Here is a 21,587-nt window from a genome sequence, read left to right as displayed (position 1 = left end):
GTGCTGCGCTGGGTCACCCGCGCCGTCGGTGCCTCCCGGCCGGTGAGCACGAGGCGCGCCGAGGCGGCGGTGGAGGGGGGGGGCGAACTCCCCCAAGTGCCCCCTCTTCCCCCTCCCCCCCCTCCGCGTCCGGGGGACCCGTGGCGTGCGGGCGCCGGGTCAGGCCGCGAAACCGCCGATCACCGGCACGAACTCGCGCGCAGCACGGTGGGCGACCAGGCCCTCACGGCGCATGGGGTCGGCGGCCAGCAGCTCGAGGGCCGCGGTGGCGTCGTCCGCCTCGACGACGAGGAGGGCGCCGCCGGGCTCGCCGTCGGGGGTGGCCGGCAGCGGGCCGGACACGTGGAGCGTGCCGGTGTCGTGCAGGCCGCGCAGGAACTCCCGGTGCTCGGGCCGTACCGCGGCGAGGCGGTCGGGGTCGGTGACGTAGACGTACGTGACGGCGTAGACGGACATGGCTGCATCCAACCACCGCGCGGTGGGCGCGCGGCCCGGGCGTCCGCCGTCGCCCGCCGTCGTGTCAGTAGAGCTTGATGGAGCCGCCGTCGGCCATGAGGGTCTGTCCCGTCAGGTACCGCGAGTCGTCGCCGGCGAGGAACGCGACCACCGGCGCGACGTCCTGCTCCGGGTCGCCCAGACGGCGCAGCGGGATCCCGTCGAGCACCTCCTGGTAGGCGTCGGGGTAGGCCTGCGACCACTGCTCGATGCCCGGGGTGAGGCCGACGGGGGACACCACGTTGACCCGGATGCCGTCGGCGGCCCACTCGTTGGCCGCGACCCGGCTCAGGGCCCGGATCGCCTCCTTCGCCGCGGCGTACGCGCCCTGCGTCGGCAGCCCCTTGATGCCCGCGCCCGAGCCGAAGTTCACGATCGAGCCGTGCGCCCGCGCCAGCTCGGGGTGCGCGGCCTGCATGAGGCGCAGGGTGGCGAGGGCGCCGGTGCCGAACGACAGGTCCCACATCTCCTGGGTGGTCTCCAGCAGCGGTGCCTGCCGGGACGCGTGGGCGTTGTTGACCAGGACGTCGAGCCGCCCGAACGCCTCGACGGCGGCGGCGACGATCGCGGGCGCGGCGTCGGGGTCGGCGATGTCGGCGCGCAGGTAGTGCGCGGCGCCGTCGCGCCCGCCGGCGCGCTCGGTCACGAGGTCCGCGACGAGGCGCTCGCCGTCCTCGGGCGGCAGCAGGTCGACGACGAGCACCGACGCGCCGTCGGCCAGGAACCTGCGGACGATGCCGCGTCCGATGCCGCCGGCGCCGCCGGTGACGATCGCGACCTTGTGCGCCAGCGGGCCGGTCAGCGGGTCGGTGGGGTGCGTGCTGCTCATGGGTTCTCCTTGGGGGTGGCGTCCGGCCGTCGCTCGTGGCGGAGGCGCCGGTCGATGCCGTCGAGGTAGGCGGCGAGGGTGAGGTGGAAGACGCGGAGCCCGACGTCGGGCGTCAGGCCGCGTGCGTGCAGGGCCGCGTGGGCGGGGGTGGGGGCCGCGTCGCCGTCGGGCTCGAGCGACGCCGCGGCGGCGGGCGGGCGCGTCCCGGTGAGGGAGGCCACGCCGACCGGGATGGCCGCGGCCCCGAGCAGGGCGTCGGCGGCCTCGTCCGCGTCGAGCCCGGCGCCGCACAGCAGGGCGAGGAGCCGCTCGGTGGTCTCCGGCGGGGTGGGGTCCAGCGCGCCCTCGGGGCCGACGGCGAGGGCGAGCAGCCACGGGTGCGCCGCGAACGCATTCCGGCCGGACTCGGCGAGCGCGGTCAGGCCGTCGCGCCAGTCGCCGTCGGGCGCGGGGACCACGCGGGTGCCCTCTGCGGCGAGCGCTGCGGCGGCCTGGAGGAGCCCCTGCCGGCCGGCGACGTGCCGGTAGAGCGCCATCGCCGAGACGTCGAGCTCGGCGCCGATCCGGCGGGTCGTGACGGCCGCCAGGCCGTCGGCGTCCGCGACCGCCACGGCGGCCTCGGCGATCCGGCGTCGGGTCAGCGGGAGACGGCTCATGTTTACAGTGTAAACCTCGCGGGACGAGGCGAGGATCACGTCGAACGCCTGTACGAATGTCGGCGCGGCGACGTAGGATGCCCGGGTGAGCAACCGCCTCGTCATCTCCGGCGCCCGCGAGCACAACCTCCGCAACGTCGAGCTCGATCTCCCGCGCGACGAGCTCATCGTCTTCACCGGTCTGTCGGGCTCCGGGAAGTCGTCCCTCGCGTTCGACACGATCTTCGCCGAGGGCCAGCGCCGCTACGTGGAGTCCCTGTCCGCGTACGCGCGCCAGTTCCTCGGGCAGATGGACAAGCCCGACGTCGACTTCATCGAGGGCCTGTCGCCCGCGGTGTCGATCGACCAGAAGTCCACGAACCGCAACCCGCGGTCCACGGTGGGCACCATCACGGAGGTCTACGACTACCTCCGCCTGCTGTTCGCGCGCGCCGGCACGCAGCACTGCCCCGTGTGCGGCGAGCCCGTGCGCTCGCAGACGCCGCAGCAGATCGTCGACAAGCTGCTGGAGCTGCCCGAGGGCACCCGGTACCAGGTCCTCGCGCCGGTGGTGCGGGGGCGTAAGGGCGAGTACGCCGACCTGTTCGCCGAGCTGCAGACGCAGGGCTTCGCCCGCGCGCGGGTCGACGGCGAGGTGGTGCAGCTGACGAGCCCGCCCACGCTGGAGAAGAAGCTCAAGCACGACATCGAGGTCGTCGTCGACCGCCTCGTCTCCCGCGACGGGGTGCAGCGACGCCTGACGGACTCCGTGGAGACGGCCCTGCGCCTCGCCGGCGGGCTCGTGATGGTGGAGCTCGTCGACGCCGACATCGACGACCTCGAGCGCGTCCGCAAGTTCTCCGAGAAGCGCGCGTGCCCCAACGACCACCCGCTGGCTCTGGACGAGATCGAGCCCCGCACCTTCTCCTTCAACGCGCCGTACGGCGCGTGCCCGGAGTGCACGGGCATCGGCTTCCGGCTCGAGGTCGACCCCGACCTCGTCGTGCCGGACGAGGAGAAGACGCTGCGCGAGGGTGCCGTCGTGCCCTGGGCGCTGACGTCGTCGGAGTACTTCGAGCGGGTGCTCACCGCGCTGGCGGAGGAGATGAGCTTCTCCATGGACGTGCCGTGGCGCGCGCTGCCGCAGCGCGCCCGCGACGCGATCCTCTTCGGGCGCAACCACCAGGTGCACGTGCGCTACAAGAACCGCTGGGGCCGCGAGCGGCAGTACTCCACGGGGTTCGAGGGCGCGGTGACCTTCCTGGAGCGGCGGCACCGGGAAACCGAGTCCGACTGGTCGAAGGAGAAGTACGAGGCCTACATGCGCGAGGTCCCGTGCCCGGTGTGCTCGGGTGCGCGGCTCAAGCCCGAGGTCCTCGCCGTCACCGTCGGCGGCAAGTCGATCTGGGACGTCTGCCGGCTCCCGATCGACGAGGCCAAGCGGTTCCTCGACGGTCTGGAGCTGGGGCAGCGCGAGCGCGCGATCGCCACCGAGGTCCTCAAGGAGATCCACGCCCGGCTCGGCTTCCTGGTCGACGTCGGCCTGCACTACCTGTCGCTCGAGCGCCCGGCGGGGACGCTGTCGGGCGGCGAGGCCCAGCGGATCCGCCTGGCCACCCAGATCGGCTCCGGCCTCGTCGGCGTGCTCTACGTGCTCGACGAGCCCTCCATCGGCCTGCACCAGCGGGACAACCGCCGGCTGATCGAGACCCTCACGCGGCTGCGCGACCTCGGCAACACGCTGATCGTCGTCGAGCACGACGAGGACACGATCCGGGCCGCGGACTGGATCGTCGACGTGGGGCCCGGCGCGGGGGAGCACGGCGGCCGCGTCGTGCACTCCGGGGACTATGCGGGCCTGCTCGAGGCCGAGGGCTCGATGACGGGCGCCTACCTGTCCGGACGGCGCTCGATCGCGCTGCCGGCGGAGCGTCGTGCGGTGGACCCGAAGCGCAAGGTGACGGTGGTCGGGGCGCGCGAGAACAACCTGCGCGGCATCGACGTGTCGTTCCCGCTGGGCGTGCTGACCGCGGTGACGGGAGTGTCCGGTTCCGGGAAGTCCACCCTCGTGAACTCGATCCTGCACACCGTGCTCGCGAACGAGCTCAACGGGGCACGCCAGGTGGCGGGCCGGCACACCCGGGTCACCGGCATGGACCAGCTCGACAAGGTGGTGCACGTCGACCAGGGGCCGATCGGGCGCACGCCGCGGTCGAACCCGGCCACCTACACCGGGGTCTGGGACCGGATCCGCAAGATCTTCGCGGAGACCGAGGAGGCGAAGGTCCGCGGCTACGGGCCGGGCCGCTTCTCGTTCAACGTCAAGGGCGGCCGCTGCGAGGCCTGCGCCGGCGACGGGACGCTCAAGATCGAGATGAACTTCCTGCCGGACGTCTACGTGCCGTGCGAGGTCTGCCACGGCGCGCGGTACAACCGCGAGACGCTCGAGGTGCACTTCAAGGGCAAGACGGTGGCGGACGTCCTGGACATGCCGATCGAGGAGGCCGCGGAGTTCTTCGCCGCGTTCCCGGCGATCTCGCGCTACCTCACCACCCTGGTGGAGGTCGGCCTCGGCTACGTGCGGCTCGGGCAGCCCGCCCCGACCCTGTCCGGCGGCGAGGCGCAGCGCGTGAAGCTCGCGAGCGAGCTGCAGAAGCGGTCCACGGGCCGCACCATCTACGTGCTGGACGAGCCGACGACGGGCCTGCACTTCGAGGACATCCGCAAGCTCCTGGGCGTGCTGCAGTCGCTGGTCGAGAAGGGCAACACCGTCCTGGTGATCGAGCACAACCTCGACGTCATCAAGAGCGCCGACTGGATCGTCGACATGGGCCCCGAGGGCGGCTCCGGGGGCGGCACGGTCGTCGCGGAGGGCACGCCGGAGGAGGTCGCCCGGGTCGAGGCGAGCCACACCGGCACGTTCCTGGCGACGATCCTCGACGAGCACCCGGCCGTGCCCACGGCTGCCCGCCCGTCGGCACGCAGCGCCGCGGCCACCTCGACGTCGTCGGCGACCCGGACCCGCAGTTCGGCGAAGGGTACGGGCGCTGCCAAGGGCAAGACGTCGGCCAAGGCGAAGGAGACGACGAAGGGCAAGGGGACGACCAAGCGGTCCGGAGGGCGCAGCGCGGCGTGACGCCCTAGCGTGTGGGCCATGGGTGCGCACCACAACTACGCCGTGACCGTGGCCTGGCCCGACCCGAGCGGGGGTGACGGGGCGGGGACGACGTCGTACACCGCCTACTCGCGCGACCACCAGGTCGTGCTGACCGGCAAGCCCGCGCTGGCCGGTAGCGCCGACCCCGCTTTCCGCGGCGACCCGGCCCGTTACAACCCGGAGGAGCTCTTCGTCGCGAGCCTGGCGCAGTGCCACATGCTGTGGTTCCTGCACCTCGCCGCGGAGTCGGGCCTCGTGGTGCGCGACTACGTGGACGACACGACGGGCACGATGCGCGTCGAGTCCCGCGGCGAGGGCCAGTTCACCGACGTCACGCTGCGCCCGCGCGTCACCGTCGACGCCGGGCCGCAGGCCACGGACGAGGCGGTGGGCGCGCTGCACCACGGCGCCCACGCCCTGTGCTTCATCGCCCGGTCGGTGAACTTCTCGGTGCTGATCGAGCCCGCGCCGGTGCGTCTGTCGACGACCGCCGGCTGACCGCGTCGGCACCTCGGCGCGGGTGATCTATACCAGTACGGTCACAGGTCCGTGTTGCCTGTTGACGTGGCGCTCTGGCGTGAATATTTTCCACTCCATCGCTCCAATGGAGGAGAGATATTTCCGTGAGCGTTGCGGCCTCCGCACCCGCTCACAGCGCGCGAGACGAGGAGGTCGGCGCAAGCGCCCCGTGCGGGGCAGTGCAGGCACCGGTTGACGGGGCGCCGCGAGGCGCACCCTGACACGAAGGGCATCTACGAGGATGACCAGCAACTTCACCACCAGCACCAACACCACCCCTGAGCCCAGCCGCCGGTCCGTTCTGCGGGCCGTCATGTTCACGGCCGCCGCGGTGCCGTTCGGCCTGCCCCTGGCAGCCTGCGCCACCGGTGGCGGGAGCAACGAGGGCGAGAAGTCCGCGTCGCCCACCGGCAACGCGGACCCGAAGAACCCGTTCGGCATGGCGGAGAACACGACCGTGGACGCCGTGATCTTCGACGGCGGGTACGGCGTCGACTACGTCGAGTTCGCCGGGAAGGTCCTCGCCGGCCTGCACGCGGGCTCGACCGTGAAGGTCTCGCCCTCCACGCAGATCGCCACCGAGCTCCAGCCGCGCTTCGTCGGCGGCAACCCGCCGGACCTCATCGACAACTCCGGCGCCCAGTCGATCGGCTTCAACACGATCCTCGACCAGCTCGAGGACCTGACCGACGTCATCGACGCCCCGAACGTCGAGGGCACCACCATCCGCGACACCCTCTACGAAGGCGTGCTCGCCCCGGGCACGTACGGGGACAAGTTCGCCGCGCTCAACTACGTGCTCACGGTGTACGGCGTCTGGTACTCCGGCAGCCTCTTCGAGAAGAACGGCTGGACGCCCCCCGCCACGTGGGAGGAGGCCAAGGCCCTCGGCGCGGAGGCGAAGAAGGCCGGCAAGTACCTCTTCCTGTGGGGCACCGAGGCCGCGACCTACTACCAGACGCTGGCGATCGAGTCGGCGATCAAGGAGGGCGGCGACGAGGTCCGGCTGTCTCTGGAGAACCTCAAGCCCGACTGCTGGTCGCAGGACGCGCTCCAGGCCACCTTCACGATCATGAAGGAGATCATCGACGCCGGGTACTTCAAGCCGGGTGGTTCGGGCACCCAGTTCACGGCCGCCCAGGCGCAGTGGAGCAACAAGCAGGACGCGCTGCTCTACCCGTCCGGGTCCTGGATCGAGAACGAGATGAAGGACCAGACGGCGCCCGACTTCCAGATGAAGGGCGTGCCGAGCTTCTCGGTGACCTCCAGCCCGGCGATGCCGGCCACGGCGCTCCACTCGACCGCCGGCGAGCCGTTCATCGTGCCGTCGCAGGCCAAGAGCGTGGCGGGCGGCAAGGAGCTGCTGCGCGTCATGCTCTCGAAGGAGTCGGCGACGAACTTCTCGAAGACGAAGCTCGCGCCGACCATCGTCAAGGACATCGTCCCCGCCGACGGGTTCGGGTCGACGGCGCTGGTGTCCCAGACCGACATGCTCAGCGCGGCCGGGACGGACATCTTCACGTTCAACTTCGTCAACACCTACGGCATGAACCAGGAGCAGCTGCCGATCTGGAACTCCTTCCTCGACGGGAAGAAGTCGGTGGCCGACCTGACGAAGGAGCTGCAGGCGATCACCGACCGCATCGCCAACGACGACACCATCGACAAGATCGAGGTGTCATGAGCGCCATCCCTGGCGCCGGGCAGGTTCTGCCCACCGACGAGGGATCTCTTGCGGGGCCCGGCAACGGGCCCCGCAAGGGGCGGGCCGGTGGGGTGTCGTTCGACAGCGTCAGCTTCTTCGTCGTCTGCCTCGGCATCCCGCTCGCGCTCTTCCTCGTCTTCGTGATCTGGCCGTTCATCCAGGCCGTGTTCTACGCGCTCACCAACTGGTCGGGCTTCACCGCCGACTTCGACATCATCGGGCTCTCGAACTTCACGACGCTCGTGCAGGACCCGCGGTTCGTCAACGCCGTCGGCAACAGCGTCATGTTCGGGATCTTCATCCCCCTGATCACGATCGCGATCTCGCTGGCCTTCGCGATCCTCATCACGGTGGGCGGCTCGGGCAAGGGGCAGGTCCGCGGCGTCCGCGGGTCGGGCTTCTACCGCGTGGTGTCGCTCTTCCCGTACGTCATCCCGGGCATCGCGGTCGGCATCATGTGGCGCCTGATCCTCGACCCGAGCAACGGCCTCGTGAACGGGGTCCTCACCGGCCTCGGGCTCGACAAGTTCGAGTCCTTCGCCTGGCTCGGCAACGTCGGCACGGCGATGCCGGTGACGATGTTCGTGGTCGTGTGGGGCTTCGTCGGGTTCTACATGCTGCTGTTCATCGCGGCCATCAAGAGCGTCCCCTCGGAGATCTACGAGGCGGCGCGGATCGACGGCGCGGGACGGTGGCGCACGTCGTGGTCCATCACGGTCCCCCTCATCCGGGACAACGTGCAGACCGCCTACATCTACCTGGGGATCATCGCCCTCGACCTGTTCGTGTACGTGCAGGCGCTCAACCCGACGGGCGGCCCGGACAACTCGACGCTCGTGATGTCCCAGCAGTTGTTCCGCACGGCGTTCACGGAGGGGAAGTTCGGCTACGCCAGCGCCATGGGCGTGGCGATGGCCATCGTCACCCTGGTGTTCGCCGCGCTGGTGTTCACCGTGAACCGCCTCACCGGGGGCCGGGACGAAGGAGGCCGCCGATGAGCGCCGACACGCAGGTGGCGCACGACGCGGCAGCGCCCGCGCCGCGGGTGAAGCCCACGGGAGGCAAGGGGGGAGACAGGGTCGCCGCGGGGGTGTCGCACACCGTCCTGGTGATCTGGTGCGTCCTCGTGATCGCGCCGATGATCTGGGTGTTCATCGGGTCGTTCAAGACGAGCTCGGAGATCTTCGCGTCGCCGTTCTCGCTGCCGTCGAACTGGTCGTTCATCAACTACGAGCACGCGTGGGTGGACGCCGAGATCGGCCGGGCGTTCGTCAACACGATCATCGTGGTCGGGTCGGCGCTGATCCTCGTGATGCTCCTCGGCGCGATGTGCGCCTACGTGCTCGCGCGGTTCGAGTTCCCGTTCCGGCGCGCGATCTACTACCTGATGCTCGTGGGGCTCACGTTCCCGGTGTTCCTCGCGATCGTGCCGCTGTTCTTCGTCATGCAGAACGCCGGGCTGCTAGGGACGCTCCCGGGGCTGATCGTGGTGTACGTGGCGTTCGCGCTGCCGTTCACGGTGTTCTTCCTGTACTCGTTCTTCCGCGGGCTCCCGGACGAGATCGCGGAGGCCGCCGCGATCGACGGCGCCGGCAACTGGCGCACCTTCTTCCAGGTGATGCTCCCGATGGCGACCCCGGGCATGGCGTCGGTCGCGATCTTCAACTTCCTGGGCCTGTGGAACCAGTTCATCCTGCCGATCGCCCTGAACCCCGAGCAGAGCAATTACGTGCTGTCCCAGCGGCTCGCCGCGTTCGTGTCGTCCGCGGGGTACGCGGTCGACTTCGGCGCGATGTTCGCGGCCGTGGTCGTGACGATCGTGCCCGTGCTGATCGCCTACGTGATCTTCCAGCGCCAGCTCCAGGGGTCGGTCACGGCCGGCACCAACAAGTAGGGAGCGCCCCGGCCTCGGGCGGTCGGTCGGCAGGAGGAAGCGTCGGTGGCCTGACCTAGGCTGACCGCATGGCCGACCCTGCGACCTACCGCCCGAAGCCGGGGGAGATCCCCACGTCGCCCGGCGTCTACCGGTTCCGCGACCCGCACGGCCGCGTCATCTACGTCGGCAAGGCGAAGAACCTCCGGGCGCGGCTGTCGAGCTACTTCCAGGACGTCGCGCACCTGCACCACCGCACCCAGACGATGGTCACCACGGCCGCGTCGGTCGAGTGGACGGTCGTGGGCACGGAGGTCGAGGCGCTCGCCCTCGAGTACTCCTGGATCAAGGAGTACGACCCCCGCTTCAACGTGAAGTACCGGGACGACAAGTCCTACCCGTACCTCGCGGTCACGATGGCGGAGGAGGTCCCGCGGGCCCAGGTGATGCGGGGCGCCAAGCGCCGGGGCACCCGGTACTTCGGACCCTACGGCCACGCGTGGGCGATCCGGGAGACGCTCGACCTGCTGCTGCGGGTGTTCCCGATCCGCACCTGCTCGTCCGGCGTCTACCGACGCGCGCACCAGACGGGCCGCCCTTGCCTCCTCGGGTACATCGACAAGTGCTCGGCACCGTGCGTCGGGCGCATCAGCGTGGACGACCACAAGCAGCTCGCGCAGGACTTCTGCGACTTCATGGCCGGCGACACCCAGCGCTTCGAGCGTCGCCTCACCGCGCGGATGAACGAGGCCGCCGCGTCGATGGAGTACGAGCAGGCCGCCCGCCTGCGCGATGACATCCAGGCGCTGCGGCGCGCCACGGAGAAGAACGCCGTCGTGCTGCCCGACGCGACGGACGCCGACGTCTTCGCCCTGGCCGGCGACGAGCTGGAGGCAGCGGTCCAGGTGTTCCACGTGCGCGGCGGGCGCATCCGCGGCCAGCGCGGCTGGGTCGTGGAGAAGGTCGAGGACGTCACCGACGAGGAGCTGGTCGAGCACCTGCTCCAGCAGGTGTACGGCGCGGTGGAGGACGCGCGCGCCGCGGCCGACGGGGCCGAGGAGGACGCCGAGGCGCGGGCCTCGGCCCGCCGCGAGGCTCGCGACGCCGTCCCGCGCGAGGTCCTCGTCCCGGTGCTGCCGCCCGACCCGGCCCAGATGACCGCGTGGCTCACGGGGCTGCGCGGCGCCCGCGTGGAGCTGCGGGTGCCGCAGCGCGGGGACAAGCGGGAGCTCGCGGGGACCGTGCGGGCCAACGCCGAGCACGCGCTGGCGCTGCACCGGACCCGGCGCGCGGGCGACCTCACGACCCGCAGCCAGGCCCTGCGCGAGATCCAGGAGGCGCTGGGCCTCGAGTCCGCCCCGCTGCGCATCGAGTGCTACGACGTGTCTCACACCCAGGGCACGTACCAGTCGGCTTCGATGGTGGTCTTCGAGGACGGCCTGCCGCGCAAGAGCGAGTACCGCACGTTCTCGGTGCGCGGCCCGGAGGGCGACGGCGCGCGCGACGACACCGCGGCGATGCACGAGGTGATCACCCGGCGGTTCCGGCGTTACCTGGCGGACCGGCTCGCCGCGGGGGACGTCGAGCTCGACGATGCCTCGGACGCCGACCAGGACGGGGCCCCGGCGGCCGCGGCGCGCCCTCGGTCCGGAGAGGTGCCGGCCGAGGAGACGGGGGAGCGCAAGCGGTTCGCGTACCCGCCCAACCTCGTGGTGGTCGACGGCGGCCCCCCTCAGGTCGCCGCGGCGCAGCGCGCGCTGGACGAGCTCGGGGTCACCGACGTGGCGCTCTGCGGCCTCGCGAAGCGCCTCGAGGAGGTGTGGCTGCCGGGGGAGGACTACCCCGTCATCCTGCAGCGCTCGTCGGAGGGGCTCTACCTGCTCCAGCGCGTGCGCGACGAGGCGCACCGGTTCGCCATCACGCAGCACCGCCGCCGGCGGAGCAAGGGCATGACGGTGTCGGTCCTCGACGACGTCCCGGGGCTCGGGCCCACGCGGCGCAAGGCGCTGCTGAGCACGTTCGGCTCCGTGAAGCGGCTCCGCGCGGCGAGCGTGGACGAGATCGCCGAGGTCAAGGGGATGGGCCGCCGCACGGCGGAGGCCGTCGTGGCCGCGCTCGCCGCCGACGGGGGCAGCGCGCCGTCGGGTCAGGACGGGCCGGGCCCTGGCATGCTGGGCGCATGAGCGAGCCGGAGCCCACCACCGTCCCGCAGGGCATCCCCGAGATCGAGGCCACGACGCCGGCCCCCGAGTCGCCCGAGCCGGAGGTGCTGATCATCACCGGCATGTCGGGCGCGGGGCGCTCGCGGGCCGCGGGGGTCCTGGAGGACCTCGACTGGTTCGTCGTGGACAACCTCCCCCCGCTGATGATGGTGCCGCTCGTGGACCTCATGACGCGGGCCGGCTCGTCGGTCGAGCGGCTCGCCGTCGTCGTCGACGTCCGCGGCCGGGAGTACTTCGCCGAGCTCACCCGCGCGCTGCTGCACCTGCGCGAGGCGGGCGTGAACTACCGCATCCTGTTCCTCGACGCGCGCGACGACACGCTGGTGCGGCGCTACGAGAGCGTCCGGCGACCGCACCCCCTGCAGGGGGAGGGGCGGATCCTGGACGGCATCGCCGAGGAACGTCGCCGGCTCGCCTCCATCGAGGAGCGCGCCGACGTCGTCATCGACACGTCCGAGCTGTCGGTGCACGACCTCGCCCGCGAGGTCCGGGCGGCCGTGGCCGACGGGGCCCCCGACGCGCTGCGCGTCAACGTGCTCGCGTTCGGCTTCAAGTACGGCATCCCGCTGGACGCCGATCATGTGGTGGACGTGCGCTTCCTGGCGAACCCGTACTGGATCACCGAGCTGCGCCACCTCACGGGCCGCGACGCGCCCGTGCGCGAGTACGTGCTGGCCCGGCCGGGCGCGCGGGAGTTCGTGGACCGCTACGTCGCGGCGCTCGAGCCCGTGCTCGCCGGCTACCTGGCGGAGGAGAAGCGGTACGTCACGATCGCGGTCGGCTGCACAGGCGGCAAGCACCGGTCGGTCGCGATCGCGGGCGAGATCGCCCAGCGGCTGCGCGACGCCGGGCAGCGCGTCACCCTCACCGCGCGCGACCTGGGGAAGGAGTGACCACGCCGGCCCTGAGCATGGGCGCGCCCGCGGTGACCGCCCTGGGCGGGGGGCACGGGCTGTACGCGAGCCTCTCGGCGCTGCGCCTGATGACCGACCGGCTCACCGCGGTGGTGACCGTGGCGGACGACGGCGGCTCCTCGGGACGCCTCCGTGACGAGCTGGACGTGCTCCCGCCGGGCGACCTGCGCATGGCGCTCGCGGCGCTGTGCGACGACTCGGAGTGGGGGCGCACCTGGAGCGACCTGCTGCAGCACCGGTTCGTCTCGGGCGGGAGCCTCGACAAGCACGCCATGGGCAACCTCATGATCGTGGCCCTGTGGGAGCTCCTGGGCGACACGGTCGCGGGGCTGGACTGGGTCGGCAAGCTGCTGGGAGCGCGCGGGCGGGTGCTGCCCATGGCGTCCGTGCCGCTGGTCGTCGAGGCGGACGTGCGGCGGGACGGCGAGGGGGGCGTCGGCGGCGTGGAGACCGTGGTCGGCCAGTCCCGCGTCGCGCTGACGGAGGGGCGCATCGAGCAGCTGCGGCTGGTCCCGGCCGACCCGCCGGCGTGCCCGGAGGCGGTCGAGGCGGTGCGGTCGGCCGACTGGGTCGTGCTGGGGCCGGGGTCCTGGTACTCGTCGGTGCTGGTGCACCTGCTGGTGCCCGAGCTGGCCCGGGCGCTGCACGAGACGGACGCGCGCGTCTGCGTGACCCTCAACCTGGCCACGGAGCGGGGCGAGACGCAGGGGCTGACGGCGACCGACCACCTCGAGGCGTTGCACCGGCACGCCCCCGGGCTGCGCGTGGACGCCGTGCTCGCGGACCCGTCCGCGGTGGAGGACGTCGACGAGCTGGCGGAGGCCGCGGCCGCGATGGGCGCGAAGCTTCTCATGCGCCAGCTGCGGCGCGGGGACGGCTCCGCGCAGCACGACCCGCTGCGCCTGGCCGCGGCCTACCGGGACGTCTTCGAGGGGATCTACGGCGACGTCTGACCGCCTCCGGCCGACGCCGAGGTTGCTTGCCGCGCGTGGCAGGATGACGCCATGGCGCTCACGGCAGAGGTGAAGGACGAGCTCACGCGGATCAAGGTGACCCGGACGTCGTGCCGCAAGGCCGAGGTGTCGGCGACGCTGCGGTTCTCGGGCGGCCTGCACATCATCTCGGGCCGCGTGGTCATCGAGGCGGAGCTGGACGACGAGGCGGCCGCGGCGCGGCTGCGGCAGTCGATCACGGAGCTGTACGGGCACACGAGCGACCTCATCGTCGTGCAGGCCGGTGGCCTGCGGAAGAACAACCGCTACGTGGTGCGCGTGGTGCGCGACGGCGAGTCGCTCGCCCGCCAGACCGGGCTGCTCGACTCCCGGGGGCGCCCCGTGCGAGGGCTTGCGCCGGAGGTGGTCTCGGCGGGCGTCGCCGAGGCGGAGGCCGTCTGGCGGGGGGCCTTCCTCGCGCACGGCTCGCTCACGGAGCCCGGCCGCTCGATGGCGCTCGAGGTCACGTGCCCCGGGCCTGAGGCGGCGCTCGCGCTGGTCGGCGCCGCCCGCCGGCTCGGCGTGCAGGCGAAGTCGCGCGAGGTGCGCGGCGTGGACCGGGTGGTCGTGCGCGACGGCGAGGCGATCGGCGAGATCCTGCTCCGGATGGGCGCGGTCAGGACCCGGGAGGTCTGGGAGGAGCGGCGCGCGCGGCGCGAGGTGCGCGGCACCGCGAACCGGCTCGCGAACTTCGACGACGCGAACCTGCGCCGCTCGGCGCGGGCCGCGGTGGCAGCGGGGGCCCGCGTGCAGCGGGCGTTCGAGATCCTCGGCGAGGACGTGCCCGAGCACCTGCGCCAGGCGGGCGAGCTGCGCCTGGCCCACAAGCAGGCGTCCCTCGAGGAGCTGGGGCAGCTGGCCGACCCGCCGCTGTCCAAGGACGCCGTGGCGGGCCGGATCCGCCGGCTGCTGTCGACGGCGGACAAGCGCGCGATCGAGGTGGGTGTCCCCGACACGGAGTCCGGCCTGAGCCCCGAGCTGCTCGACCTCTGACCGGAGGGCGGGGGCGGCGCGGGCCGTCCCCGCCGCTCCGCAGGCGTCGGGGCGGGCGCCCGTCCATATGGTCAGACCACACGTCTCACGCGGGCCGCGAGGGTCGGCGCAGCAGCCGATTCGGGTATAGGGTCATGACGTCAGGTGACGACGACGTGACCCAAGGCTGACCGCCCGGAGGAAGACGTCGGGGGTCCCGGTCCCAGGGTCGCGGCGTGAATCATCAGCGCGCCCGTCGTGGCGCGCGGAAGTCGGCATCAACCGTGTGCGCCGGACCCCACCGGCGCGCCCTGAGGAGGGCAATCGTGACCATCCGCGTCGGGATCAACGGCTTCGGTCGGATCGGACGGAACTTCTACCGCGCTCTCGTGGAGTCGGGTGCGGACATCGAGGTCGTCGGCGTCAACGACCTGACCGACAACAAGACTCTGGCCCACCTGCTCAAGTACGACACGGTGCTCGGCCGCTTCCCGAAGTCGGTCGACTTCGACGACGAGAACATCATCGTCGACGGCCACAAGATCCGTGCGCTCGCCGAGCGTGACCCCGCCAACCTGCCCTGGGGCGAGCTGGGCGCGGACATCGTCATCGAGTCCACCGGCTTCTTCACGGACGCCACCAAGGCCAAGGCGCACATCGACGCCGGCGCCAAGAAGGTCATCATCTCCGCCCCGGCGAAGAACGAGGACGCGACCTTCGTCATGGGTGTGAACAACGACCAGTACGACCCGGCCGCGCACCACATCATCTCGAACGCGTCGTGCACGACGAACTGCCTCGCGCCGCTCGCCAAGGCCCTCAACGACTCGATCGGCATCGAGCGTGGCCTCATGACGACGATCCACGCGTACACGGGTGACCAGAACCTGCAGGACGGCCCGCACAAGGACCTCCGCCGCGCCCGCGCCGCCGCGCAGAACATCGTGCCGACCACCACGGGTGCCGCCAAGGCCGTCGCCCTGGTGCTCCCGGAGCTGAAGGGCAAGCTCGACGGCTACGCGCTGCGCGTCCCGGTCATCACCGGCTCGGCCACCGACCTCACCTTCGAGGCTCCGAAGGAGGTCACGGTCGAGGAGGTCAACGCCGCGGTCAAGGCCGCCGCCGAGGGCCCGCTCAAGGGCACCCTGGAGTACGTGGACGACGAGATCGTGTCGTCGGACATCGTCACCAACCCGCACACGAGCATCTTCGACTCGAAGCTCACCAAGGTGATCGGCAACCAGGTCAAGGTCGTCTCCTGGTACGACAACGAGTGGGGCTACTCGAACTCGCTCGTCGCGCTGACCGTCCACGTCGGCGGCAAGCTCTGACGACTCCGGCGCCCGACACCGCTCGAGCGTGAGTCACGACGTCCGCGTGCGCGCCGAACCCCGGCCGCGCACGCGGACGTCGTCATGTACGGAACAGATCACCCGCCCGGGACGGGCGGCCGCGCGACGGCCGCACGGCACGCACCGGGCCCTGACGGACAGGTGTGCCTCATGAAGACCATCGACTCCCTGGGCGAGCTGCGCGGCAAGCGCGTCCTCGTCCGCTCGGACTTCAACGTGCCGCTCGACGGCACCACCATCACGGACGACGGCCGTATCAAGGCCGCGCTGCCGACCCTGCGCCGCCTGGTCGACGCCGGCGCCCGCGTCGTCGTGACGGCCCACCTCGGCCGCCCCAAGGGCGAGCCGAACCCCGCGTACTCCCTCGCCCCCGTGGCCGCGCGCCTCGGCGAGCTGCTCGGCCAGGACGTCGTCCTCGCGGCCGACGTGACCGGCCCCTCGGCCCAGGAGACGGTCGCCGCGCTGGCCGACGGCCAGGTCGCGCTGCTGGAGAACGTGCGCTTCGACTCGCGCGAGACCTCGAAGGTCGACGCCGAGCGCGAGGAGCTGGCCGGCGAGCTGGCCGCCCTGGCGGACGCGTTCGTCTCCGACGGCTTCGGCGTCGTGCACCGCAAGCAGGCCTCGGTCTACGACGTGGCCAAGGTGCTCCCCGCCGCCGCCGGCGACCTGGTGCTCAAGGAGGTCGAGTCGCTCTCGCGCGCCACGACCGACCCGCAGCGCCCGTACGCCGTGGTGCTCGGCGGCTCGAAGGTCTCCGACAAGCTCGGCGTCATCGAGAACCTCCTGACCAAGGCCGACCGCCTGCTCATCGGCGGCGGCATGGTCTTCACGTTCCTCGCGGCGCAGGGCCACTCGGTGGGCTCCTCGCTCCTCGAGGCGGACCAGGTCGACACCGTCAAGGGCTACCTGGCGCAGGCCGCCGAGTCCGGCGTCGAGATCGTGCTGCCCACGGACATCGTCGCAGCGGACTCGTTCGCCGCCGACGCCCCGCACCGCACCGTGCCCGCCGACCAGATCCCCGACGGCACCATGGGCCTCGACATCGGCCCGGAGTCCGGCGCCCTGTTCGCGGCGCGCCTTGCGGACGCGAGGACGATCGTCTGGAACGGCCCGATGGGCGTGTTCGAGTTCGCCGCCTTCGCCGCCGGCACCCGCGCCGTCGCGCAGGGCATCGTCGACGCCACGGCCGCGGGCGCCTTCTCCATCGTCGGCGGCGGCGACTCCGCCGCGGCCGTGCGCGTGCTCGGCTTCGACGAGGACGGCTTCAGCCACATCTCCACGGGCGGCGGCGCGAGCCTCGAGCTCCTCGAGGGCAAAGAGCTCCCGGGGCTCGCGGTCCTCGGCGCCTGACACCCATCACCCCGCAGCACGAGAGAACAAGGAGCCCATCGTGGCCACCACCCGCACGCCCCTGATGGCGGGCAACTGGAAGATGAACCTGGACCACACCGAGGCGATCGCCGCGGTGCAGAAGCTCGCGTGGACGCTCAAGGACGCGAAGCACGACTACGCGGCCGTCGAGGTCGCCGTGCTGGCGCCGTTCACGGACCTGCGCTCGGTGCAGACCCTCGTCGACGCCGACAAGCTCGAGCTGCGCTACGGCGCCCAGGACCTGTCGACGCACGCGTCCGGCGCGTACACCGGTGAGATCTCGGGCCCGATGCTCGCCCGCCTGGGCTGCACCTACGTGGCCGTGGGCCACTCGGAGCGCCGCGAGTACCACGCCGAGGACGACGCCGTCGTGGGCGCCAAGGTGCGCGCCGCTTTCGAGCACGGCCTCGTGCCGATCCTCTGCGTGGGCGAGGGCCTGGACGTCCGCAAGGCGGGCGACCAGGTCTCCTACACCCTCGCGCAGGTCGACGCGGCGCTCGAGGGCGTTCCCGCCGAGCAGGCCGCGCAGGTCGTCGTGGCGTACGAGCCCGTGTGGGCCATCGGCACGGGCGAGGTCGCGACCCCCGAGGACGCGCAGGAGGTCTGCGGTGCGATCCGCGGCCGCCTCGCCGAGCTGTACGGCGCCGAGCTCGCCGCGGGCGTGCGCGTCCTGTACGGCGGTTCGGTGAAGTCGGGCAACGTCGCGCAGATCATGGCGCAGCCCGACGTCGACGGCGCCCTCGTGGGCGGGGCGAGCCTCGACCCGGTCGAGTTCGCGAAGATCGCGCGGTACCAGTCGCACGTCGCCTGACGCGACACGCACGACGGTGGGCCGTGCCCGCCGGACGGACGCCTCTCGGGATCGTCACCAGGTGGAGACATCGGTGTTCGCTTCGAGAGGCGTCCGTCACTTACTCTTGACCCGGCCGGGACGACGTCCTGGCACCGAACCCGTCCCGCGGGACGGACGACGAACGAAGGACAGCCGAGGACACCGTGGACGTTTTGCAGATCATCCTCCAGGTTCTCCTGGTCATCACCAGCGCCTTCCTGACCCTGCTGATCCTGATGCACAAGGGCAAGGGCGGCGGTCTGTCCGACATGTTCGGCGGGGGGATCTCGAGCGCTGCCGGCAGCTCCGGCGTCGCTGAGCGCAACCTCAACCGGATCACGGTGAGCTTCGCGCTCGTCTGGTTCGTCGTGATCGTGCTGCTCGGCCTCATCACGAAGGTCAGCTGACCGCACGACGCGACCGTCACCGGCTCCGTCCGGTGCGGGGGCACGGGTCCGGGGCGACGACGCGCCGGACCACGGTTCACGAAGATCGTCCGTGGGCGAACGCCCACTGAGTCGAAGGTGAGGACGACAGGACGTGGCTACAGCCGGTCATGCGATCCGGGGCTCGCGCGTAGGCGCGGGGCCCCTGGGAGAGTCCGAGCGCGGCGATGCGGCACCCCGGGTGCGGGTGTCGTACTGGTGCGCGAACGGACACGAGACGACGCCGAGCTTCTCGGCGAACGAGGACGTGGAGGCCCCGGAGTTCTGGGACTGCCCGCGGTGCGGCTTCCCCGCCGGGCTGGACGCGGCGAACCCGCCGTCGCCGGTGCGCAACGAGCCGTACAAGACGCACCTCGCGTACGTGAAGGAACGCCGGTCCGAGGAGGACGGCGCGGCCCTCCTGGAGGAGGCGCTCGCGACGCTGCGGGCCCGCCGTACGGTCCTGCGCCGGGCGAGCTGACGTCTCGACCGGTGCCCCGGGGCGGTGCCTCGGGGCACCGGGGGATGTCCACCTGTCGAGACGGGGCGTAGTCTTTCGGCATGTTCGAGGAAGGACAGCTCTACGCCCCCGTCACCGAGGACGAGAACGGCGTCACGGTGCACCTCACGGACGACCACCCCGGTGCGAACGACCCGGAGTACCGCCGCCGTCGGGAGGTCATCGCCGGCCCCGCGCTGCGCTGGTCACCCGGTGACCCCGTGCCTCAGGTCGACTACACCCCCGCGGAGAACGAGATCTGGCGCACCGTGTGCGCCGAGCTCGCGCCCAAGCACGAGCGGCTGGCGATCCGCGGTTACCTCGAGGGCAAGGAGGCCCTCGGACTGCCCACCGACCGCGTGCCGCAGCTCGACGAGGTCAGCGCGGGCCTGGAACGCCTGAGTGGCTTCCGCCTGCACCCGGCCGCCGGACTCGTGCCCCTGGACCAGTTCTACGGGTCCCTCGCCGACGGCGTCTTCCACTCCACGCAGTACCTGCGGCACGGCTCGCAGCCGCTGTACACCCCGGAGCCGGACATCATCCACGAGGTGGTGGGCCACGGGAACCTGCTCGCGAACCCCGCCATCGCCGAGGTGAAGCGCCGGGCCGGGGAGGCGGCGCGGCGGTGCGAGACCGCGGAGGGTCTGCAGTTCGTCGCCGACGTCTTCTGGTTCACGATCGAGTTCGGCGTCATGTACGAGGACGGGGAGCTGCGGGCCTACGGCGCCGGCCTGCTGTCGTCGTACGGCGAGATCGAGGAGTTCCGTGGCGCGACCGTCCTGCCGCTCGACTTCTACTCCATGGGCACGGTCGAGTACGACATCTCGCACTACCAGCCCACGCTCTTCGCGTGCGACGGCATGAACGAGCTCACCGAGCGGGTGGGGCAGTTCTTCGCCGAGTTCGACGACGAGACCCCCGGACGCCTGCTCGCTGCCCGGCACCGGTCGGCCAGCTGACCCTCGCAGCCGAAGGACGACGACGGCCCCCTCGCCGTGGAGCGAGGGGGCCGTCGTCCTGCGTCGTCCGGTCCGGGCGCGATCCTCAGGAGGCGGGCGCGGCCGCGGCGGCGTCGAGCAGCCACAGCGTGCGCTCGGTGCCCCGCGCGCCGGCGGCGGGCACCTCGGCCACCGGCCCGCCCGCCAGCGCGGCGGCGGCCTGTGCGGCCTTCTCTGCTCCCGCGGCCACGACCCAGACCTCGCGCGCGCGGCGCAGGGCGTCGAACGTCAGCGAGACGCGCTCCGGCGGCGGCTTGGGGGAGCCGTGCACCCCGACCGTCGCGCCGCGGGCGGCGAGTCCCTCGTGGCCCGGGAACAGGGAGGCGACGTGGCCGTCCGGGCCCATGCCGAGCATGAGGACGTCGAACTCCGGCACCGCCGGGGCGTCGTCCGCGCCGGCGGCGGGGGCGAAGCGCGCGAGCTCTGCCGCGTAGGCCGCGGCCGACTCCTCCGGCGTCCCGACCGTGGCCCCGTCGATGACGACGCCCGGCGCGGGCATCGCGTGCACGTTCTCGGCCGGCAGGCCGGAGCCCGCCACCAGGGCGTCCACGAGGGCGTCCCTCGTCTGGGTCTCGTTGCGGTCCGGGTCGCCGTCGGGCAGGAACCGCTCGTCGCCCCACCACAGGTGCACGCCGGACCAGTCCACGGCCGCGGTCAGCGGGCTCGCCGCCACGGCTGCGAGGGTCTTGATGCCGACGGTGCCGCCGGTCAGGACGGCGTGCACGGGGGTGCGCACGGACTGGGCGTCGAGGAGCCGCGTCAGCAGGCGCGCCGCGGCGGCCTCGGCGAGGACGGCGGCGTCCGGGTGGACGACGACGAGCGGCGTGGCCCCGGGCGTGCTCACGCCTTCGCCTTCGCCCGCGACGAGGCCCGGACGGTCTCGACCCGCGTGAGGCCCTTGGTGAGGACCTCGCCGTACAGCTCGTCGGGGTCGAGGCGTCGCAGCTCCTCGATGAGCGCCTCGCTCAGGGCGCGGATGGGCAGGGCCATCCGGCGCTCCGGCTTCTCGGGCTGCGTGATCGCCACGACGCGCCCGTCGGGCCGGTCGAGCACGATCGGCCCGCTCTTGCGCTCCAGCGTCACGCGGGTGATGGCGTCGTCGCTGTCGGTGCGCACCACCGTGGCGGGGCAGCGCAGCCGCTGGCCGAGCCAGGCGGCGAGCAGGTCCAGGGAGGTGTGCTGCTCCTGGCCCTCGACGCGCACGGCCGTGACGGGCTCGTACGGGGGCTGCTCGACGGCCGCGGCGATGAGGCCGCGCCACAGGGTGACGCGGGCCCATGCCAGGTCGGTGTCGCCCGGGCTGAAGGTGCCCGCGAGGCGGTGCAGCATCGCGACGGGGTCGGCAGCGGTGGTGGTGTCGGTGATGCGGCGCTGCGCCATCGCGCCCATCGGGTCGGCCGACGGGTCGTCCGGGCCGCCGGTGGGCCACCACACGACGATGGGCGCGTCGGGCAGCAGGAGCGGCATGACGAGCGTGTCGGGGTGCTCCAGCATCGGCGCGCCGGCCCGCAGCACGACGACCTCCGAGGCGCCGGCATCGCCGCCGACGCGGATCTCGGCGTCAAGACGCGGGGCGCCGGAGCCGCTCCGGGCGAGCGGGGCGATGACGATGACGCGGCAGGGGTGCTCGTGGCTCGCCTGGTTGGCCGCGCGGACCGAGTCCTCGATGTCGGTCTCCTCGGCGGCGACGACGAGGGTCAGGACCCGGCCGAGCGCCACGGCGCCGCCCTCGTCCCGCAGGTGGGCCAGCCGCTTGCCGACCGCGTTGGTGGTCGTGTCCGGCATGTCGATGATCAT

The 21,587-nt window shown here is 72.3% G+C and carries 20 protein-coding genes; 15 read left to right on the top strand and 5 right to left on the bottom strand.

Features of this window, described 5'->3' with window-relative positions; translation table 11 throughout:
* Positions 1–159: 159 nt before the first annotated feature.
* The 3 genes from ACWF41_RS07780 to ACWF41_RS07770 form a co-directional block, all read right to left on the bottom strand.
* Positions 160–456, bottom strand: a complete 297-nt coding sequence (locus ACWF41_RS07780; protein WP_380325992.1) for a YciI family protein — start codon at positions 454–456, stop codon at positions 160–162.
* Between the two features lie 64 nt (positions 457–520).
* Entirely contained in the window at positions 521–1,324 is an 804-nt protein-coding gene (locus ACWF41_RS07775; protein ID WP_380325989.1) for an SDR family NAD(P)-dependent oxidoreductase, read from the bottom strand.
* Positions 1,321–1,980, bottom strand: a complete 660-nt coding sequence (locus tag ACWF41_RS07770; protein WP_380325986.1) for a TetR/AcrR family transcriptional regulator C-terminal domain-containing protein — start codon at positions 1,978–1,980, stop codon at positions 1,321–1,323. The genes ACWF41_RS07775 and ACWF41_RS07770 overlap by 4 nt, the downstream gene beginning before the upstream one ends.
* 85 nt (positions 1,981–2,065) lie before the next feature.
* On the opposite strand from ACWF41_RS07770, the gene uvrA reads away from it, so the two are divergent.
* From uvrA to ACWF41_RS07695, 15 genes are all read left to right on the top strand, one after another.
* Entirely contained in the window at positions 2,066–5,095 is a 3,030-nt protein-coding gene (gene uvrA / locus ACWF41_RS07765; RefSeq protein WP_380325983.1) for an excinuclease ABC subunit UvrA, read from the top strand.
* A gap of 18 nt (positions 5,096–5,113) precedes the next feature.
* Positions 5,114–5,614 carry an OsmC family protein gene (locus tag ACWF41_RS07760; RefSeq protein WP_380325980.1) on the top strand — a complete coding sequence of 167 codons (501 nt, stop codon included), beginning with the start codon at positions 5,114–5,116 and terminating at the stop codon, positions 5,612–5,614.
* A gap of 262 nt (positions 5,615–5,876) precedes the next feature.
* Entirely contained in the window at positions 5,877–7,319 is a 1,443-nt protein-coding gene (gene ngcE, locus ACWF41_RS07755; protein WP_380346848.1) for an N-acetylglucosamine/diacetylchitobiose ABC transporter substrate-binding protein, read from the top strand.
* The gene (locus ACWF41_RS07750) at positions 7,316–8,338 is read left to right on the top strand and encodes a carbohydrate ABC transporter permease (RefSeq protein WP_380346850.1); all 1,023 of its coding nucleotides are present in this window, start codon (positions 7,316–7,318) and stop codon (positions 8,336–8,338) included. Before ngcE ends, ACWF41_RS07750 begins: the two co-directional genes overlap by 4 nt.
* Positions 8,335–9,234 carry a carbohydrate ABC transporter permease gene (locus tag ACWF41_RS07745; protein ID WP_380325619.1) on the top strand — a complete coding sequence of 300 codons (900 nt, stop codon included), beginning with the start codon at positions 8,335–8,337 and terminating at the stop codon, positions 9,232–9,234. Before ACWF41_RS07750 ends, ACWF41_RS07745 begins: the two co-directional genes overlap by 4 nt.
* Before the next feature lie 68 nt (positions 9,235–9,302).
* Positions 9,303–11,396 carry an excinuclease ABC subunit UvrC gene (gene uvrC, locus ACWF41_RS07740; RefSeq protein ID WP_380325615.1) on the top strand — a complete coding sequence of 698 codons (2,094 nt, stop codon included), beginning with the start codon at positions 9,303–9,305 and terminating at the stop codon, positions 11,394–11,396.
* Positions 11,393–12,328 (top strand): RNase adapter RapZ, encoded by a 936-nt coding sequence (gene rapZ / locus ACWF41_RS07735; RefSeq protein WP_380325612.1) that lies wholly within the window; start codon positions 11,393–11,395, stop codon positions 12,326–12,328. Before uvrC ends, rapZ begins: the two co-directional genes overlap by 4 nt.
* Before the next feature lie 17 nt (positions 12,329–12,345).
* Positions 12,346–13,302, top strand: a complete 957-nt coding sequence (locus tag ACWF41_RS07730) for a gluconeogenesis factor YvcK family protein (protein WP_380325622.1) — start codon at positions 12,346–12,348, stop codon at positions 13,300–13,302.
* Positions 13,303–13,353: 51 nt separating this feature from the next.
* Positions 13,354–14,334: a DNA-binding protein WhiA gene (whiA, locus tag ACWF41_RS07725; protein ID WP_380325610.1), complete on the top strand. Its 981-nt coding sequence runs from the start codon at positions 13,354–13,356 to the stop codon at positions 14,332–14,334.
* A gap of 305 nt (positions 14,335–14,639) precedes the next feature.
* Positions 14,640–15,644, top strand: coding sequence for a type I glyceraldehyde-3-phosphate dehydrogenase (gene gap / locus ACWF41_RS07720; RefSeq protein ID WP_380325607.1), 1,005 nt, complete (start codon positions 14,640–14,642; stop codon positions 15,642–15,644).
* A gap of 171 nt (positions 15,645–15,815) precedes the next feature.
* Positions 15,816–17,015, top strand: a complete 1,200-nt coding sequence (locus ACWF41_RS07715; protein ID WP_380326830.1) for a phosphoglycerate kinase — start codon at positions 15,816–15,818, stop codon at positions 17,013–17,015.
* A gap of 64 nt (positions 17,016–17,079) precedes the next feature.
* Positions 17,080–17,847, top strand: coding sequence for a triose-phosphate isomerase (tpiA, locus tag ACWF41_RS07710; RefSeq protein ID WP_380326832.1), 768 nt, complete (start codon positions 17,080–17,082; stop codon positions 17,845–17,847).
* A 185-nt stretch (positions 17,848–18,032) separates the two neighbouring features.
* Positions 18,033–18,275, top strand: a complete 243-nt coding sequence (gene secG, locus ACWF41_RS07705; RefSeq protein ID WP_380326827.1) for a preprotein translocase subunit SecG — start codon at positions 18,033–18,035, stop codon at positions 18,273–18,275.
* A 133-nt stretch (positions 18,276–18,408) separates the two neighbouring features.
* Positions 18,409–18,774, top strand: a complete 366-nt coding sequence (locus ACWF41_RS07700) for an RNA polymerase-binding protein RbpA (protein WP_380326824.1) — start codon at positions 18,409–18,411, stop codon at positions 18,772–18,774.
* Between the two features lie 80 nt (positions 18,775–18,854).
* Positions 18,855–19,751: a phenylalanine 4-monooxygenase gene (locus tag ACWF41_RS07695; protein ID WP_380326821.1), complete on the top strand. Its 897-nt coding sequence runs from the start codon at positions 18,855–18,857 to the stop codon at positions 19,749–19,751.
* A gap of 85 nt (positions 19,752–19,836) precedes the next feature.
* Here ACWF41_RS07695 and pgl read toward each other — a convergent pair whose 3' ends face one another.
* Positions 19,837–20,634, bottom strand: a complete 798-nt coding sequence (gene pgl / locus ACWF41_RS07690) for a 6-phosphogluconolactonase (RefSeq protein ID WP_380315298.1) — start codon at positions 20,632–20,634, stop codon at positions 19,837–19,839.
* Positions 20,631–21,587: a glucose-6-phosphate dehydrogenase assembly protein OpcA gene (opcA, locus tag ACWF41_RS07685; RefSeq protein ID WP_380315295.1), complete on the bottom strand. Its 957-nt coding sequence runs from the start codon at positions 21,585–21,587 to the stop codon at positions 20,631–20,633. The genes pgl and opcA overlap by 4 nt, the downstream gene beginning before the upstream one ends.

The organism is Isoptericola sp. NPDC055063, assembly GCF_053608125.1.
The sequence above is the reverse complement of the archived record's forward strand: the minus strand, read 5'-3'. Positions and strand labels throughout refer to the sequence as shown.